This is a genomic window from Vibrio splendidus, assembly GCF_003345295.1.
GTDB classification, from domain to species: domain Bacteria; phylum Pseudomonadota; class Gammaproteobacteria; order Enterobacterales; family Vibrionaceae; genus Vibrio; species Vibrio splendidus_K.
On sequence record NZ_CP031055.1, the window covers coordinates 1918689 to 1936020 of the forward strand.

17 protein-coding genes and 1 other annotated feature are annotated in these 17332 nt (G+C 45.3%); of the genes, 11 read left to right on the forward strand and 6 right to left on the reverse strand.

Going from position 1 to position 17332, the window contains the following annotated elements:
• Nucleotides 1–68 precede the first annotated feature (68 nt).
• From efpL to DUN60_RS08385, 3 genes are all read left to right on the forward strand, one after another.
• Nucleotides 69–638, forward strand: coding sequence for an elongation factor P-like protein EfpL (gene efpL, locus DUN60_RS08375; RefSeq protein WP_114633732.1), 570 nt, complete (start codon nt 69–71; stop codon nt 636–638).
• Nucleotides 639–648: 10 nt separating this feature from the next.
• Nucleotides 649–978 carry an HI1450 family dsDNA-mimic protein gene (locus DUN60_RS08380; protein ID WP_004729782.1) on the forward strand — a complete coding sequence of 110 codons (330 nt, stop codon included), beginning with the start codon at nt 649–651 and terminating at the stop codon, nt 976–978.
• Between the two features lie 89 nt (nt 979–1067).
• On the forward strand, nt 1068–1559 hold the full coding sequence (locus DUN60_RS08385; protein ID WP_004729783.1) for an RNA methyltransferase: 492 nt from the start codon (nt 1068–1070) through the stop codon (nt 1557–1559).
• A gap of 204 nt (nt 1560–1763) precedes the next feature.
• Here DUN60_RS08385 and rluB read toward each other — a convergent pair whose 3' ends face one another.
• The 3 genes from rluB to rnm all read right to left on the reverse strand — a co-directional run bounded on the left by rluB (nt 1764) and on the right by rnm (nt 4497).
• Nucleotides 1764–2792, reverse strand: coding sequence for a 23S rRNA pseudouridine(2605) synthase RluB (gene rluB / locus DUN60_RS08390; RefSeq protein WP_004729784.1), 1029 nt, complete (start codon nt 2790–2792; stop codon nt 1764–1766).
• Nucleotides 2793–2951: 159 nt separating this feature from the next.
• Complete coding sequence (locus DUN60_RS08395; RefSeq protein ID WP_017076369.1) at nt 2952–3572, reverse strand: L-threonylcarbamoyladenylate synthase; 621 nt, start codon at nt 3570–3572, stop codon at nt 2952–2954.
• 55 nt (nt 3573–3627) lie between these two features.
• Nucleotides 3628–4497 (reverse strand): RNase RNM, encoded by an 870-nt coding sequence (rnm, locus tag DUN60_RS08400; protein ID WP_054547341.1) that lies wholly within the window; start codon nt 4495–4497, stop codon nt 3628–3630.
• Between the two features lie 120 nt (nt 4498–4617).
• On the opposite strand from rnm, the gene trpL2 reads away from it, so the two are divergent.
• From trpL2 to trpA, 7 genes are all read left to right on the forward strand, one after another.
• A complete protein-coding gene (gene trpL2, locus DUN60_RS08405) occupies nt 4618–4743 on the forward strand; it encodes a tryptophan operon leader peptide (RefSeq protein ID WP_009848753.1) in 126 nt (41 codons plus the stop codon).
• Nucleotides 4690–4804, forward strand: a sequence feature (Trp leader region). It overlaps the preceding gene by 54 nt.
• A 125-nt stretch (nt 4805–4929) precedes the next feature.
• Complete coding sequence (locus DUN60_RS08410) at nt 4930–6519, forward strand: anthranilate synthase component 1 (RefSeq protein ID WP_114633733.1); 1590 nt, start codon at nt 4930–4932, stop codon at nt 6517–6519.
• A 2-nt stretch (nt 6520–6521) separates the two neighbouring features.
• Entirely contained in the window at nt 6522–7148 is a 627-nt protein-coding gene (locus DUN60_RS08415) for an aminodeoxychorismate/anthranilate synthase component II (protein WP_004729794.1), read from the forward strand.
• Nucleotides 7149–7157: 9 nt separating this feature from the next.
• Complete coding sequence (trpD, locus tag DUN60_RS08420) at nt 7158–8153, forward strand: anthranilate phosphoribosyltransferase (protein WP_114633734.1); 996 nt, start codon at nt 7158–7160, stop codon at nt 8151–8153.
• A gap of 25 nt (nt 8154–8178) precedes the next feature.
• Nucleotides 8179–9630, forward strand: coding sequence for a bifunctional indole-3-glycerol-phosphate synthase TrpC/phosphoribosylanthranilate isomerase TrpF (trpCF, locus tag DUN60_RS08425; protein ID WP_114633735.1), 1452 nt, complete (start codon nt 8179–8181; stop codon nt 9628–9630).
• A gap of 158 nt (nt 9631–9788) precedes the next feature.
• Nucleotides 9789–10979, forward strand: coding sequence for a tryptophan synthase subunit beta (gene trpB / locus DUN60_RS08430; protein WP_114633736.1), 1191 nt, complete (start codon nt 9789–9791; stop codon nt 10977–10979).
• The gene (gene trpA, locus DUN60_RS08435) at nt 10979–11785 is read left to right on the forward strand and encodes a tryptophan synthase subunit alpha (protein WP_004729802.1); all 807 of its coding nucleotides are present in this window, start codon (nt 10979–10981) and stop codon (nt 11783–11785) included. Before trpB ends, trpA begins: the two co-directional genes overlap by 1 nt.
• Nucleotides 11786–11901: 116 nt before the next feature.
• Here the strand turns inward: trpA and DUN60_RS08440 are convergent, their stop codons facing one another.
• Entirely contained in the window at nt 11902–12699 is a 798-nt protein-coding gene (locus DUN60_RS08440) for a slipin family protein (RefSeq protein WP_114633737.1), read from the reverse strand.
• A 69-nt stretch (nt 12700–12768) separates the two neighbouring features.
• Nucleotides 12769–14175 (reverse strand): NfeD family protein, encoded by a 1407-nt coding sequence (locus tag DUN60_RS08445; protein WP_114633738.1) that lies wholly within the window; start codon nt 14173–14175, stop codon nt 12769–12771.
• Nucleotides 14176–14585: 410 nt separating this feature from the next.
• On the opposite strand from DUN60_RS08445, the gene DUN60_RS08450 reads away from it, so the two are divergent.
• Nucleotides 14586–15905, forward strand: a complete 1320-nt coding sequence (locus DUN60_RS08450) for a dicarboxylate/amino acid:cation symporter (RefSeq protein ID WP_422641388.1) — start codon at nt 14586–14588, stop codon at nt 15903–15905.
• A 101-nt stretch (nt 15906–16006) separates the two neighbouring features.
• Here the strand turns inward: DUN60_RS08450 and DUN60_RS08455 are convergent, their stop codons facing one another.
• A complete protein-coding gene (locus DUN60_RS08455) occupies nt 16007–17314 on the reverse strand; it encodes a TRAP transporter large permease (protein WP_114633739.1) in 1308 nt (435 codons plus the stop codon).
• Between the last annotated feature and the right edge of the window lie 18 nt (nt 17315–17332).

Below are 17332 nucleotides of genomic sequence, written 5' to 3' on the forward strand. Positions count from 1 at the left end.
AAGCTATTCCTATTTATAGCGTCTACGAGATATAATCACCGGATAGACCCAATAAGGACAAACACAAAATGCCTAGAGCAAGTGAGATTAAAAAAGGTTTTGCGATCAACGTTGATGGCAAAACAGTACTAGTAAAAGATATCGAAGTGACAACACCAGGTGGCCGTGGCGGTCAAAAGATTTACCGCTTCCGTGGTCACGATGTAGCAACTGGCGTTAAAACAGAAGTTCGCCACAAGGCTGACGAAATCGTTGAAACTATCGACGTAACTAAGCGTGCAGTGATGTTCTCTTACGTTGACGGCAACGAGTACATCTTCATGGATAACGAAGATTACTCACAGTTCATCTTCAACGGTGAAATGATCGAAGACGAACTGCTGTTCATCAACGAAGATACGCAAGGTATGTACGCGATTCTTATCGACGGTACTGCGGCGACTCTTGAACTACCAACTTCAGTTGAGCTAGTAATCGAAGAAACAGACCCTTCAATCAAAGGTGCATCTGCTTCAGCTCGTACTAAGCCAGCCCGTCTGTCTACAGGCCTTACTGTTCAAGTTCCTGAGTACATTGCAACTGGCGACAAAGTTGTTGTGAACACAGCTGAACGTAAATACATGAACCGCGCAAGCTAAGATATTTATTATGACCGAAGCTAACGACCTAATGTCTTACGACGACGCAATTGACACTGCATACGACATCTTTCTAGAGATGGCTCCTGATAACCTTGAACCAGCAGACGTGATCCTATTCACGGCTCAGTTTGAAGATCGTGGCGCTGCAGAGCTCGTTGAAACTGGTGACGATTGGGTTGAACATGTTGGCTTTGAAGTCGACAAAGAGATCTACGCTGAAGTACGCATTGGTCTTGTAAATGAAGCTGATGATGTCTTAGATGACGTATTCGCTCGTCTGCTGATCAGCCGTGACCCTGAACACAAGTTCTGTCACATCTTGTGGAAACGCGACTAGGCTCTTCTTAAATCAGCTCAGAGTATTGAGCTGATTTTTTTACGACTTCATAGCCTCATCACTTTACCAAACTGCAACTCTACAAAATTATGACCAAAGCAAAAACAGATACCCTATCCAAAGGCTACGCCTGTGTTGGATTAGTAAACCCCAAAACACCTGAAAATGTTGGCTCAGTAATGCGAGCGGCTGGTTGCTACGGAGCAAACTCTGTATTTTATACGGGCACCCGTTATGACCACGCTCGACAGTTTCATACCGACACCAAAGAAAAGCACCTTGAGCTACCATTAATTGGTGTTGAAGACCTGAAAGACATTATTCCAGTTGGCTGCGTACCAATCGCGGTTGATTTGATAGAAGGCGCTAAGCCTCTGCCTGATTATAAGCACCCACCTCGTGCTTTTTATATCTTCGGCCCTGAAGATGGGACTCTGAAAAAAGAGATCACGGATTTCTGTCGTGAAACCATCTACGTTCCGACCAATGGCTGCATGAACCTTGCTGCCGCGGTCAATGTTATTTTGTATGACCGCATGGCGAAGGGTGATAATTTTTCTAATCATTTGAAAGTAACCTAATACTAATCGTAGTCCATAGCTAGTCACCCTAGCTAGTGAAGCACTTCTACCTGGTTAATCGTTTCTACTTGGTAAGCACTTCCACATGATTTGAACTGCACCATGTTCAAGACGAAAAAAAACCTGCTAAGTTAGCAGGTTTTTTAGTATTCGAAACGTTGGATTAAGCTTTAAGCTTAAGAACTGTAGCAACTACTGGTGTAATTACTTACGTGATCTTGGCTTAGCCGGTTTAGCCGGGCGTCCGTTGTTCAATTTAGGCTTTTTGGTAGCCTGAGGTTTGCCATTGGTCGCTGGAGCACTACGACCTGAATCAGGTGTTGTAGTACCGCGAGTAGCAGGCTTCTTACGCTTAGTCTGGTTACTACGGCCTTTAGGAGCATTTGCACGCTCTTCGTGACGCTTAACAGCACGACGAATTTTCTGGCTACGAGAACGCTCACGCTTACGAGAAGTGTTTGCAGGATCAAGATCCAACAGTGTCTCTTTTTCTGGCTGAAGTTCAACAAGCTCACGCAAGTAGTTTACTTCTTGAAGATCTAGCTCTTTCCAACCGCCACGAGGCAGTTTCTTATCAAGGTAGATATCACCGTAACGTACACGCTTCAAGCGGCTTACTGTTGTTTCTTGTGATTCCCAAAGACGACGAACCTCACGGTTACGACCTTCGTTAATCGCTACGTAGAAAGTATGGTTCATACCTTCACCGCCAGCGTAAACCACGTCTTCGAAACGAGCCATACCATCTTCAAGTTGAACGCCACGAGTCACGTTTTTAACTTTTTGCTCAGTCACTTCACCAAACACACGTACTAGGTACTCACGCTCAACCTGACGGCTTGGGTGCATTAGGCGGTTTGCAAGTTCACCATCAGTAGTGAAAAGCAAAAGACCCGATGTGTTTGCATCAAGACGGCCAACTGAAATCCAACGAGAACCACGGATCTTAGGTAGACGATCGAAAACAGTACGGCGACCTTCAGGATCGTGACGAGTACAAAGCTCACCTTCAGGTTTGTAGTAAGCAAGTACACGACAAACCACTTCTTCAGAGGCCTTGCCTGTAATTGTGTGGCCATCGATACGGATCACTGAGTTCTCGTCTTCAAGACGCTCACCCAATTTCGCAACTTGACCGTTAACACTTACACGACCAGATTTGATTAAACCTTCTAGTTCACGACGAGAACCGTGACCAGCTCGCGCTAAAACCTTCTGTAATTTTTCGCTCATTTACTCTTTTCTACCTAATTGTCGTCTTCACAGACGTCGAATGAATTTTTCGCGACCAAATCGCGGTCGCGTATTATCGCAAATAACCTGCCAAAAAGCACTTGTTATTTACTCTGGCAGGTTTGCTGTTTCGTTACAGACTGTTAATCAGTAACGCTATTATTCAAACGGCGCTGGATCGCCGGCACCACGACGTAAAACAACGGCATCATCGTCACTGAAGTCAATAACCGTAGTCGGTTGCTCACCTAGATAGCCGCCATTCAAAATGACATCAACCGCATGCTCTAGGCTGTCGCGAATTTCTTCTGGATCCGATTCAGTTGTCTCGTTACCCGGAAGAATTAGAGACGTCGACATCAATGGCTCGCCCATTGCTTCCAACAGGTCAAGTGCAATCTTGTTGTCTGGTACACGAATACCAATCGTTTTACGTTTCGCGTTCATCAAACGCTTCGGCACTTCTTTGGTTGCTTTGAAGATAAACGTGTAAGCACCGGGCGTGTGCGCCTTAAGTAAACGGAAAGCAACGTTATCAACTCGTGCATACAGTGACAACTCAGAAAGATCACGGCATAACAAGGTGAAATTGTGCTTATCATCGATTCGACGAATTTTACAGATGCGTTCAAGTGCTTGTTTATTTTCAAGCTGACAGCCCAGCGCATAACCGGAATCTGTTGGATAAACCACCACACCACCACTACGAATAATCGCAACAGCTTGAGTAATTAAGCGCGCTTGTGGGTTATCTGGGTGTACATAAAAAAACTGGCTCATTGTTGATCCTCGTTATCGAATCTCTCGACTCTATCATCAGAAGGAGCTGGTTCACCTAAATACTGTCGTCAGTATCAGTTGGTGAAACCGTTTGAAACTCCCAATCTTTCCATACTTCTTCGACCCCAGAAGGTAGCCAGAGATTACGTCCAAGTTCCATCCACGGAGATGGATAATGGAAGTCACTGCCTTGGGAGGCTAATAGTTTGTATTGTATAGCATAATCCGCAAGTGTGCGTCTTTCTTGTTGTGCTTGCTGAGGTTGAGCCACTTCCATAGCGTCACCATTTGCTTCAACAAATGCAGCGAGCAGACGTTTAACCCACTTGGCTGTAAGTCCATATCGCGCAGGGTGAGCCAATACCGCTTGACCGCCAGCCGCATGAATAGCCGTTACAGCATCACTCATTGAGCACCATGTTGGCGGCACATAACCTGGATTGTTGCGCGTAAGAAACTTTTTAAACACTTGCTGCATGGTTTTCGCGTAGCCGTTGTCGACTAACCACTTCGCAAAGTGCGCTCGAGTAATTGGTGCATCACCAGCAATCAACTTAACTTCTTCCAAAACGCCTTCACGGGTCGCTTTCTCGAGTCGTTGAGCAATCATCTCAGCACGCCCAATACGATGAAGCTTTTGTTGTTCTATTAACGCTTTCAATTCTGGTGATTCAGGATCGACGTTTAACCCAACAATATGGATATCTTTGTTTTGCCAAACGGTTGAGATCTCGATGCCGTTAATCAACTGAATAGGAAGATTGTTATCAGCAATATAGCTGCGAGCTTCAGCAAGCCCATCAGTCGTATCATGATCTGTAATCGCTAACGCTTCGATGTTAAAGCCTAACGCTCGGTCAATCAGTTCAGGTGGAGTAAGTCGGCCATCTGAGGCTGTTGTATGACTATGTAGATCAATTCTCATATATTCTTTTTCATTGTTTTCAATTTTTATCGTTATATTTGTGTCAACGCACTTGACCTGCAAGCGCAAAACTAGTTAACTAGTACACAAATACGAAGTATCACATTTGATAGGTTCACTATGTTACAAGAATTTAACCAAAACCATAAAGATAAAGTTTTAGAACTTTCTTCAGTAGAAGCAAGTTCAGAGCTTAATTGGTGGCGCACTTGGACAAGTTCTTGGTGGGCCAACGTGTACTTCTAATTAAACAGTTTGTTTATAAAAAAGTTATCACTAAGCCCGCTTTCATAGCGGGCTTTTTAATTTGTCGAACATCTCACATTCAACTGACTAACAAATCAACGAATTGACCATATTCTAGATTGGGTGAAAGGTATCTTTATGCGACTATGTACGGCAGGAAATTTAAAGAATCATAAAGGAGGTCTTGTGAACAAGGCCATTGAAATCAAAAAGCTGGGAACCATTGAGGTCATCAATTCTTCCGTTCCTTACTCGCAAGATCCAACCAGTGTTTTTCATACTCTGTGTGAAAACAAAACAGACAGTCTGTTGTTGGAATCTGCTGAGATTGAATCTAAACAGAACCTGACAAGCCTACTCCTTATCGACTCTGCTGTTCGCATCGTATGTCGCGGACATGAAGTAACCTTTCAAGCGTTGACTCAAAATGGTCAAGCGCTAATCGAACACCTAGCTCAAAACGTTAAAACAGAGATCAAATCTGACCTTACCGCTAACGTTTTGACGCTGACTTTTGTCGAGCCAAGCAACGAATTAGATGAAGACTCACGTTTAAGAGAAGCTTCTTCATTCGATGCACTGCGTTTGGTTCAACACAGCTTTGAGCAAGACGCTGATAACAAGCACGCGTTATTCATGGCTGGCCTATTCGCTTACGACATCGTGGCGAACTTTGAACCGCTAGGCGATGCGGAAGCGACTAACAACTGCCCTGACTTTGTTTTCTACGTTGCTGAAACACTATTACGTTTCGACCACCAAGAGAACGAAGGCCTGCTTCACGCAAGCTTGTTCACTCAAGACGAAAGCATTAAGGCACAATTAACGGATCGTCTAGCTGATATTCAAACACAATGTCAGTCCTTGAAAGCGATTACCGAAGTAACTCCTTTAGACAACGTTGAAGCCGTACCAAGCGTTTCAGATGAAGATTTCTGCCAAACGGTTCGTGACTTAAAAGAGTACGTAGTTAAAGGCGATGTATTCCAAGTGGTACCTTCACGCCGCTTCACGCTACCTTGCCCTGCTCCGCTGGCGGCTTATAAAGAACTCAAGCAAAGTAACCCAAGCCCTTACATGTTCTACATGCAAGACGAGCTATTTACTCTGTTCGGTGCTTCTCCAGAAAGCGCGCTGAAATACGAAACCGAAACCAACCAAATCGAGATCTACCCAATTGCTGGTACTCGTCGTCGTGGTAAGCGCCCAAATGGCCAAATCGATTTCGACTTAGACAGCCGTATTGAACTTGAGCTGCGTACCGACAAGAAAGAAAACGCCGAGCACATGATGCTTGTCGATCTAGCGCGTAACGACGTGGCACGTATTGCGGAAGCTGGCACTCGCCACGTAGCAGACTTGCTGAAAGTTGATCGCTACAGCCATGTAATGCACTTGGTTTCTCGAGTTGTTGGTCAACTCCGTGAAGACTTAGATGCCCTGCACGCTTACCAAGCTTGTATGAACATGGGTACGCTAACGGGCGCACCAAAAATCCGCGCAATGCAGCTTATTCGTGACGTAGAAAAAACGCGTCGTGGTAGCTACGGTGGTGCAGTCGGTTATCTAACCGGTGAAGGGACTCTAGATACTTGTATCGTAATTCGTTCTGCTTACGTTGAAGATGGCGTTGCACAAGTACAAGCTGGCGCTGGGGTGGTATTCGATTCAGACCCACAAGCAGAAGCCGATGAAACTCGCGGCAAAGCTCAAGCGGTCATCTCAGCGATTCAAGCAGCTCATACTAAAAACCTAACAAATAAGAAGGAGTCGTAATCATGGCTGATATTGTATTCATCGATAACTTCGACTCGTTCACTTACAACCTTGTAGACCAATTTCGTTCATTAGGTCACAGCGTAAAGATTTACCGTAACAACATTCCTGCAAAAGTAGTTGAAGCTGCGATCAACGAACTAGACAACCCTGTTGCACTGCTTTCACCAGGCCCTGGCGCTCCAGCGGATGCGGGGTGCATGCCTGAGCTGATTCAGCTGCTAAAAGGCAAAGTGCCAATGATTGGTATTTGCTTAGGCCACCAAGCGATTGTTGAAGCCTACGGCGGCACCGTTGCAGGCGCTGGCGAAATCATTCATGGTAAGGTGTCGATGATGGAACACCAAAACCATGCGACTTATCAAGGCTTACCTTCGCCACTGGCTATCGCTCGCTACCACTCTTTAGTGGCAACGCATGTATCCGATAGCCTAACGGTGACCGCTGAAGTCGATGATTTGGTGATGTCTGTAGTTCAAGAACAAGACAAGGTTTGTGGATTCCAATTCCACCCTGAATCGATTATGACGACCTACGGTGCAACGCTTCTAGCGAACGCTATCGAATGGGCTCTTGAGAAACCTCTTCATCTAGAGAAAAGCTCTACTCTTGATAAAAAGACTAACTAGGAAACGATCATGGAACAGATTAATAAACTTTACGAACAACAGTCTCTTACTCAAGAAGAAAGCCAACAACTGTTTGATGTCATCATCAAGGGCGAACTAGACCCAATTTTGATGGCTTCTGCGCTTACTGCACTGAAAATCAAAGGCGAAACGCCGGATGAAATCGCTGGCGCAGCGAAAGCACTGCTTGCCAATGCAAACCCGTTCCCACGTCCTGATTACGATTTTGCAGACATCGTAGGTACAGGTGGCGACGGTCATGACACCATCAACATTTCTACAACTTCTGCATTTGTAGCAGCAGCGTGTGGTTTAAAAATAGCTAAGCACGGCAACCGCAGCGTATCGAGCAAATCAGGCTCTTCTGACTTACTGGATTCGTTCGGTATTAACCTAGCGATGACAGCAGAAGACACTCGTACGGCTGTCGACGAGCTTGGCGTTGCATTCCTATTTGCTCCGCAGTATCACGTCGGTGTACGTCACGCGATGCCTGTTCGTCAAACAATGAAAACACGCACTATCTTCAACATCCTTGGCCCACTGATTAACCCTGCTCGCCCTAACATCGAGTTAATGGGTGTTTACAGCAAAGAGCTCGTCCGCCCTATCGCGGAAACCATGCTGCAAATGGGCATGAAGCGTGCTGCCGTTGTGCATGGTAGTGGCCTTGATGAAGTGGCTATTCATGGCGAGACAATCGTTGCTGAAATTAAAGATGGCAAAATTCACGAGTACACAGTGACACCGTCAGACTTTGGCCTGAACACTCACCCTCTTGAAGCAATCAAGGGCGGCGAGCCAGAAGAGAACAAAGCCATCACAACCGATATCCTGACGGGTAAAGGCACAGATGCTCAAGTTGGCGCTGTGGCAGTCAACGTTGCTCTGCTGATGCGTCTATTTGGCCATGAAGATCTAAAAGCTAACGCACAACAAGCTATTGACGCGATGAACTCTGGCAAAGCGTACGAGCTTGTACAAAAACTTGCTGCACACGCCTAACGAACGACGAGTAGAGATAAAGAACATGACACAGACTACCGATAAACTGTCGACCCACGTTTCGATGAAAGAAGCAGAAATGGCAGAAGTATTAGCGAAAATCGTTCGTGACAAATACCAGTGGGTTGAAACGCGTAAGCAGACTCAGCCATTGGACGAGTTTAAAGCGGCCTTAACCGCAACAGACCGTAGCTTCTATGATGCACTAAGCGGCGAGCAAACAGTTTTCATCACGGAATGTAAGAAGGCATCTCCGTCAAAAGGTTTGATTCGCGACGAGTTTGATTTGGACTACATCGCATCGGTGTACAACAACCACGCAAATGCGATTTCAGTACTAACAGACGAGAAGTACTTCCAAGGTGATTTTGAGTTTTTGCCGAAGGTTCGTAGCATTGCTAAGCAACCTATTTTGTGTAAAGACTTCATGGTCGATAGCTACCAAGTTTACTTAGCTCGTCACTATTCAGCTGATGCAATCTTGCTGATGCTGTCGGTATTAGATGATGAAGAATACAAAGCGCTTGCTGAAGTCGCTCACTCACTCAACATGGGTGTACTAACCGAAGTCAGCAACGAAGAAGAACTTCATCGCGCTGTCGCTTTAAAAGCAAAAGTGATCGGTATTAATAACCGTAACCTACGTGACCTTTCGACTGATTTGAACCGTACCAAAGAGTTAGCTCCGCTGGTTCGCGAACTGGCTCCAGAAGCAGTCGTGATTTCAGAGTCTGGTATCTACACTCACCAACAAGTACGCGACCTTTCAACGTTTGCAGATGGCTTCCTAATCGGTAGCTCTCTAATGGCTGAAAAGAACCTAGAATTAGCGGTTCGTAAAGTAACACTGGGTGAAAACAAGGTGTGCGGTCTAACGCATTCAGATGACGCGGCGAAAGCGTATCAAGCGGGTGCAGTATTCGGTGGTTTGATTTTCGTTGAAGCGTCTAAGCGTCATGTGGATATCGAAGCAGCTCGTTTAACCATGAGCGGCGCACCTTTGAACTACGTAGGTGTATTCCAAAACCATAGCGTAGCAGATGTTGCAAAGACGGTTTCTGAACTTGGTTTGTTTGCGGTGCAACTGCACGGAGACGAGTCTCAAGCGTTTGTCGATGAGTTAAAACAATCACTGCCTGAAAACATTGAGATTTGGAAAGCCTATGGTGTTGCTTCTAGTACTGAAAACGGCACTGAAAATGCGCTGCCAGAATTACTGGAAAGCAACGTGACTCGTCATCTACTAGATACGAAGGTGGGTTCTCAAACTGGCGGTACAGGCCAAGCGTTTGATTGGAGCCTAATCAACAACCAAAGCGCAATCATGCTAGCGGGTGGTCTAAACCCAGAAAATGCTAACCAAGCGGCTAAGTTGGGTTGCTTAGGGTTAGACCTAAACTCTGGTGTTGAATCCGCTCCAGGTAAAAAAGACGCAGATAAACTCCAACGCGCCTTTGCTGCGATTCGTAATTACTAGTCTGGCTTCTAGAACTTAAATCTGGAACCCAGAGCTTAGAAACCAGAACTAGAATGCAGAATCTAAAAACTAATTTGTGAGCTTTGCCTTTGCGAAGTTCAAACAAGATTAAATGATTTGGTGTGACTGTACATCAATAGAATTAAAGGAATAACACAATGGCTAAACTCGATGCCTACTTTGGTGAATACGGTGGTCAATACGTACCGCAGATCTTAGTGCCAGCACTAGACCAACTAGAACAAGCATTTATCGATGCACAAGCAGATCCTGAGTTCCGCAGTGAATTCATGACACTTCTACAGGAATACGCAGGTCGCCCAACGGCACTAACGCTAACGCGTAACCTGACCAAAGGCACAAAAACCAAACTGTACCTAAAGCGTGAAGATCTCCTTCACGGCGGTGCTCACAAGACAAACCAAGTTCTTGGCCAAGCTCTGCTTGCAAAACGTATGGGTAAGCACGAGATCATTGCTGAAACGGGTGCGGGTCAACACGGTGTTGCAACGGCTCTCGCGTGTGCACTATTAGGTCTTAAGTGTCGTGTTTACATGGGTGCTAAAGACGTTGAACGCCAAAGCCCGAACGTATTCCGTATGAAACTAATGGGTGCAGAAGTTATCCCTGTACATTCAGGCTCTTCAACACTAAAAGATGCATGTAACGAAGCATTGCGTGATTGGTCTGCAACTTATGAAGACGCGCACTACCTACTGGGTACTGCGGCTGGTCCTCACCCATTCCCAACAATTGTTCGTGATTTCCAACGCATGATTGGTGAAGAAACGAAGAACCAAATCCTAGCTCGTGAAGGTCGCCTTCCTGATGCGGTTATCGCTTGTGTCGGCGGCGGTTCAAACGCTATCGGCATGTTCGCTGATTTCATTGAAGAAGAGTCTGTTCGCCTAATCGGTGTAGAGCCTGCTGGTAAAGGTATTGATACCGACCAACACGGCGCGCCGCTTAAGCACGGTAAAACCGGTATTTTCTTCGGCATGAAAGCGCCACTGATGCAAGATGAGAATGGCCAAGTAGAAGAGTCTTACTCTGTTTCTGCGGGTCTAGATTTCCCATCAGTTGGTCCTCAACACGCGCACCTAAATGCTATTGGCCGTGCTGAATACGACAACGTGACCGATGATGAAGCGCTTGAAGCGTTCCAATTGATTGCACGTAAAGAAGGTATTATCGCAGCACTAGAGTCATCTCATGCTGTGGCTCACGCTGTAAAAATGGCTCACGACGACCCAGAGAAAGAACAGCTATTAGTGGTTAACTTATCTGGTCGTGGTGACAAAGACATTTTCTCTGTACACGACATTCTTAAAGAGAAAGGAGCATTATAATGGATCGCTATCAATCACTCTTCACTCGCTTAGCTGAAAAGAATCAAGGCGCATTTGTACCATTTGTAACGGTTGGCGATCCTAACCCAGAGCAATCATTGAAGATCATGGAAACACTAGTGGAAGCCGGTGCTGACGCACTTGAACTTGGTATTCCATTCTCTGACCCACTGGCTGATGGTCCAACTATCCAAGGCGCAAACATTCGTGCTTTAGATTCTAAAGTAACGCCAGATGTGTGCTTCGATCTTATTGGTCAAATCCGTGCTAAATACCCAGAGCTACCAATCGGCCTACTGATGTACGCAAACCTGGTTTACGCACGTGGTATAGAAAATTTTTACGAACGCTGCGCAAAAGCAGGTATCGATTCAGTATTGATTGCTGATGTACCAACCAATGAAAGCGGTGAATTTGTTGCTGCAGCTGAAAAGTTTGGCGTTCACCCAATCTTTATTGCTCCACCAACTGCAAGCGATGAAACGCTTCAATCAGTTTCTGAGCTAGGTGGTGGCTACACTTACCTACTTTCTCGCTCAGGCGTAACAGGTGCTGAAACAAAAGCAAACATGCCAGTAACGGCACTGCTTGACCGCTTGAACAAGTTCGACGCGCCACCAGCACTGCTTGGTTTCGGCATCTCGGCTCCTGAACAAGTGAAAGAAGCGATTGTAGCTGGCGCTGCCGGTGCGATTTCTGGCTCAGCCGTTGTGAAAATCATTGAAAACAACGTTGAACAACCAGAAGCAATGCTTAAAGCACTTGCGGAGTTTGTTACGCCAATGAAAGCGGCTACGCAGAAATAATCACTGGTCATTAAATAGAAGCCAGTAATCATTGGTCATTAAATAGAACCTATGATTCAAAATATAAAAAGGCTCCACAACTGTGGAGCCTTTTTATTGCTCTTCATTTAAGCGAATTAGTCATCGGCTTTCATCGCTTTCTTAATTGCAGCCTCATTGAGCGTCGCTTTGATCGGATCGGTTATCTTCTCGACCAGATCGATGGGCATTGGGAATATGATTGTAGAAGTTCGCTCATTCGCTACTTCTGTTAGTGTTTGCATGTAACGCAGCTGAATCGCATTTGGCGCTTGATTAAGAACCTCTGCAGCCTCTTTCAGCTTGGTTGATGCTTCTAGTTCCCCTGTTGCATGGATCACCTTAGCTCGACGTGAACGTTCGGCTTCCGCTTGTTTAGCAAGGGCTCGCACCATACTGTCATCCAGATCAACATGCTTGATCTCGACATTGGCAATCTTGATCCCCCAGTTATCCGTGTGTTGATCCAGTATCGCTTGTAAGTCTCTATTTAACTCTTCTCGTTCAGACAGCAATTCATCCAACTCATGCTGTCCTAATACTGAACGCAGCGTTGTTTGTGACAGTTGACTGGTCGCTTCGAGGTAATTCTCTACGTTATTGATCGCCATCTTCGGATCGAGCACTCGAAAATAGACCACGGCATTCACCTTCACCGACACATTGTCCCGAGTGATCAAATCTTGTGTTGGAACATCCAACACGATAGTTCGTAGATCCACTCGCACAATTTGTTGGATGAAAGGAATGATGATAATTAACCCCGGCCCTTTAACACCGTAAAAGCGCCCAAGGAAAAACACGACTGCACGCTCGTACTCGCGCAGCACTTTGAACATGCTGGCTATCAACAAGATAACGAGCACAATGACAATACCTATAGTGTGTATAAACATAACCGCCCCCTAATAGTAACGATGGCTAAGCAATTAATAATTCAATAACGTTTGTTCTAGCATGCCGCGCTAGCTAGATTTCGATGATGTATCATCGGGCAGCGCCTCAACATCCAAAGATAGCCCCGTCAGCTTGGTCACTCTGATGATCTGCCCCACTTGCAATTCACTCGCACATTTGGCTTGCCAGATCTCACCTTCGACTAGCACGCGCCCCGCACCGGGGAAGCCGCTTATAACTTTGCCCGTGTCACCGACTACCGCTTCCATCCCCGTAGTCACTGGTTTGTTTCTCACTCGGACTAGCATTGATATTGTTACGACGATAAAGGCAACAGAGAACAAACTGATCCCGATAATTAGCGGCAATGCGATTTGATAACCTGGCACTTCAGTATCCATCAACATGATAGAACCGAGCGTAAACGCAGCGACGCCGCCCAAACCGAAGATGCCAAAACTGGGGCTAAAGGCCTCTGCGACCATCAAAGCAATTCCCAATAGAATTAAAGCAAGGCCCGCGTAGCTCACAGGCAGCATTTGTAAGGAGTACATCGCTAATAACAGACAGATACCGCCCAAAACACCCGGTAGCCCGACACCGGGGTTATAGAATTCGAGTAACAAACCGTAAATACCAATCAGCATCAAAATATATGCAACGTTCGGGTTCGTGATCACTGACAGCAAACTAAAGCGCCAGTCTTGTTCTCGCTCGACAAAAGCAACATCACTAAGTTGGACTTCCTGACTGACACCGTTGATTATGACGGTGCGTCCGTTACTCAGTTCAACCAATTGCTGAAGGTCGCTGGCAATAAAATCAATCACGTTATGAGTCAGTGCATTCTCAGAATCCAAACTCGCTGCCTCTCGCACCGCTTTTTCTGCCCACTCTTCATTACGATTATGTAACTTGGCCAAACTGACAATGTAAGCCGCTGCATCATTGATAACTTTCTTCTCCATCGCAGTGGTTGCTTTTACTTGATCTGAATTCTCCTGTTTCGTTTCGTCTTGCTCACTCGCTGACGTGTTGTCATCTTTATTAGCATCGTCCTGAGGAGATAACGGACTAGCAGGCGCTTTGCCACCACCGAGCGACACAGGAGTTGCTGCACCTAGATTAGTTCCGGGCGCCATGGAAGCAACGTGGCTGGCAAGTAAAATATAGGTTCCGGCGCTCGCTGCTCGTGAACCCGCAGGCCCAACCCAAGTTGCTATCGGAATCGGTGATGTGGTGATGGATCGAATAATGTCACGCATCGACGAATCTAACCCGCCAGGCGTGTTCATTTTCAAAATGATGAGCTTTGCTTGCTCATCGTAAGCTTGTTCTATTTCTCTAGTGAGGTAATCACTGGTCGCCGGACCTATCCCTCCGTTCACCTCAATCACCCAGACATCATCGGCCTGAGCGAACACAGAGCTGAACAGCAGAAGAAACGCAAACAAGTACTTCAATATAAAAGTCATAGCCCCTCTCCTTACAACTGAGATGCTAGATAGACGTTTTATTTAAAGCGCAGAGGTAACATCTTGGTAATAAATAGATACCTTAAGCATAGTTCAGGCTAAATTTCACACAACACGTACCTGTGGATTCACCCCAACATAAGCGTTCAAAAAACACTCGCAAATGAAATCAAAATGTTAACAAGACGTTTTCAATACCACCGCTTGTAAATCATTCACAAAATCTCCAGCGAAAAGGCTTTTATAAATTCAACAAATAACATCGCAATAAAAAACCAAGGCAAACGATTGCATTGTTGTGCAAAATCAACAAATGACATTAGACCACCAGTTTTTCAGAGACTTTCACCTCTGCTCATATTGATAAATGTAAAGGATACGTGTAAAACTCGTCGCGAAATATTAATCCAATGGTACATCGTACATTGGTGAGTAGTTCTGGGATTTTTATATTTAGTAGCACAGAGGTTATGGAAGTGTTAAAAGAAAAGAGTTTACTAAGCAACATCGGCGTTCAAGTCGTTATTGCAATGATCATAGGTACCGCTGTCGGTGCAATGATGGGTGACAGCGCAACAATGTTCGCTCCACTGGGCGCAATCTTCATCAATTTAATCAAGATGCTGGTTATTCCTCTAGTCGCAGTTGCCCTAATTTCAGGTGCTGCAGGTCTAGGTAATAGCTCATCGGCAGGTAAAGTTGGTGTGGTTACACTGGGTTACTTTGCACTAACGTCTGCACTTGCTGTAGCACTAGCGCTTGTAATGGGTGAAGTATTCGAACCGGGTCGTGGTATCGATGTTTCTGGCGTTGAAGGTATGTTCTCTTCTGAATACGCTGCGAAAGGCGAACTTCCAACGTTCTGGGCAACCATCACGGGCATGATCCCTACCAACGTTTTCCAATCACTGAACGAAGCTAACATTCTGCAAATTCTCGTTTTCTGCTTATTCTTCGGTATTGCGATTTCTAAACAAGCGAAAGAAAAACGTGACCCAATCATCAATGGCGTAAACGCGATTGTTGACTCTATGGTTTGGATGATCAACAAGGTTATGATCATTGCACCACTTGGCGTATTCGGCCTAATGGCAGAAGCAGTCGGTACATTCGGTTTTGGCGCACTTATGGTCGTGTTCAAGCTGTTCATTGTCTACATTGCTGCGATTCTTATCTTCGGCTTTGTGGCTTACCCACTGATGATTCAAATTTTCACTAAGACTTCAGCTAAGAAGTTCCTAGTGGCAATGAAGAAACCTCAAGCGGTTGCACTATCAACAGCCTCTTCAATGGCGACACTGCCAGTAACAATGGAAACGGTAGAGAAAGAACTTGGTGTTCGCAACTCTACGGCTTCATTCGTTCTGCCACTTGGTGCAACGATCAACATGTCTGGTAACGCAATTTACTACGGCCTAGTTGCTATCTTCTTCGCACAGCTGTTCAACATCGACCTGTCTATGGGCGCTTACGTTGCTATCATCGTAACGTCGACTCTAGGCGCAGTTGGTCAAGCAGGTGTTCCAGGTCCTTCTTTCCTAGTGGTTGCGGTTCTTCTAGCAGCTGGTATCCCTATCGAAGGTCTACCTCTGTTGTTCGCTCTAGACCGTATCTTCGACATGATCCGTACTGCTCTGAACATCACTGGTGATGCAGCATGTGCAGTAATCGTTGATTCTCTAATTGAAGACGAAGCGAAAGAAACTGAGCTACAAAAACAGCAAGCGTAATATTAAGCTTCAGTTTGATTGATAAATAAAACCGCCTTCATGAGGCGGTTTTTTATTAGGTAATGATCGATATTGATTCGGTAAATCTTACCCTTGTAAGGCTAATTGATTAGTCCAAACGCACGAGGCAGAGCCAAACTAATTTCAGGAATAAAAGTAATGGCCAACAGTGTTACGATCAATACGGCACAAAACGGCATGATACTTCTTATAACATTCTCAATCTTGGAGCCACTGACACTACAACCGACAAATAGCGCCGTACCAACGGGTGGCGTTGCAATGCCAATACATAAGTTGAAAATAATCATCATCGCAAAGTGAATTGGATGCATGCCCAAATGCTCAGCAATCGGCATAAAGATAGGGGTAAAGATTAATACGGCAGGCGTAAGATCCATAAACATACCCACAATCAGTAGGATCAGATTCATCAGAATAAAGATGATAATCGGATTATCTGAAATAGAGAGCATCCAATCGCTGATCATGGTTGGCAGACCGGTAAACGCCATTGCCCATGACATGATGGTTGAAGCACCAATCAAGAACAGCATAATGCCAGTAACCTGAACCGTTTCTCTACAAATTATCGAAAAGTGTGCCCATTTGAGGGTTCGGTAACAGAGTGACAGTATAAAAGAGTAAAGAACCGCTATACATGCTCCTTCTGTTGCAGTGAATATACCACCAATAATACCGCCAATAACAACAACAATAAGCCCTAAGCTTGGCGTTGCTTGCCAAACAATATTCAGCACATCTTTTGCTGTGAAGCCGTCATTCGCACTTGTTTTGTAGCCCTTCTTTTTAGCGATAAAATAGGCGACGACCATACAACTTAAACCCATTAAAATACCTGGGACATAACCTGCGATAAACAGCGCCGCTACGGATGTTCCACCCGATACCACTGAAAATACGATCAATGAATTACTCGGCGGTATTAGTAAGCCTGCCGGGCAAGATGCAACGTTTACTGCTGTTGCTAAGTTTTTATCATAACCATCTTTTTCTAATTCTGGGCCTAAGGTTTTACCAACCGCAGCTGCTGCTGCAACGGCTGATCCTGAAACGGCGCCAAACATCATATTGGCGAAGATGTTGACGTGAAAAAGTGAGCCAGGGATCCAACCAACCAAGAGCTTTGCAAGGTTGATAAGCCGACTCGCGATGCCACCCACATTCATTATATTCCCAGCAAGGATAAAGAAAGGGATGGCTAATAAACTGAAACTATCAATACCGGTAATAATTTTTTGACCCGCAGTAATACTGGCGACTTCAAACGGTAAGATGAAATACATGATCGTTAAAGATGACATGGCAATTGCAATCGCAATGGGCATGCTAATCGCGATCATAAATAAGAATAGGCCTAGCAGCCAAACACCAATGGACAAATCCATAATATAGAGTCCTTTTAA

Coding starts and splice junctions, on each gene's coding strand:
- efpL (WP_114633732.1), top strand. CDS start 69: ATGCCTAGAGCAAGTGAGATTAAAAAAGGTTTTGCGATCAACGTTGAT.
- DUN60_RS08380 (WP_004729782.1), top strand. CDS start 649: ATGACCGAAGCTAACGACCTAATGTCTTACGACGACGCAATTGACACT.
- DUN60_RS08385 (WP_004729783.1), top strand. CDS start 1,068: ATGACCAAAGCAAAAACAGATACCCTATCCAAAGGCTACGCCTGTGTT.
- rluB (WP_004729784.1), bottom strand. CDS start 2,792: ATGAGCGAAAAATTACAGAAGGTTTTAGCGCGAGCTGGTCACGGTTCT.
- DUN60_RS08395 (WP_017076369.1), bottom strand. CDS start 3,572: ATGAGCCAGTTTTTTTATGTACACCCAGATAACCCACAAGCGCGCTTA.
- rnm (WP_054547341.1), bottom strand. CDS start 4,497: ATGAGAATTGATCTACATAGTCATACAACAGCCTCAGATGGCCGACTT.
- trpL2 (WP_009848753.1), top strand. CDS start 4,618: ATGTTACAAGAATTTAACCAAAACCATAAAGATAAAGTTTTAGAACTT.
- DUN60_RS08415 (WP_004729794.1), top strand. CDS start 6,522: ATGGCTGATATTGTATTCATCGATAACTTCGACTCGTTCACTTACAAC.
- trpD (WP_114633734.1), top strand. CDS start 7,158: ATGGAACAGATTAATAAACTTTACGAACAACAGTCTCTTACTCAAGAA.
- trpCF (WP_114633735.1), top strand. CDS start 8,179: ATGACACAGACTACCGATAAACTGTCGACCCACGTTTCGATGAAAGAA.
- trpB (WP_114633736.1), top strand. CDS start 9,789: ATGGCTAAACTCGATGCCTACTTTGGTGAATACGGTGGTCAATACGTA.
- trpA (WP_004729802.1), top strand. CDS start 10,979: ATGGATCGCTATCAATCACTCTTCACTCGCTTAGCTGAAAAGAATCAA.
- DUN60_RS08440 (WP_114633737.1), bottom strand. CDS start 12,699: ATGTTTATACACACTATAGGTATTGTCATTGTGCTCGTTATCTTGTTG.
- DUN60_RS08445 (WP_114633738.1), bottom strand. CDS start 14,175: ATGACTTTTATATTGAAGTACTTGTTTGCGTTTCTTCTGCTGTTCAGC.
- DUN60_RS08450 (WP_422641388.1), top strand. CDS start 14,586: ATGGTACATCGTACATTGGTGAGTAGTTCTGGGATTTTTATATTTAGT.
- DUN60_RS08455 (WP_114633739.1), bottom strand. CDS start 17,314: ATGGATTTGTCCATTGGTGTTTGGCTGCTAGGCCTATTCTTATTTATG.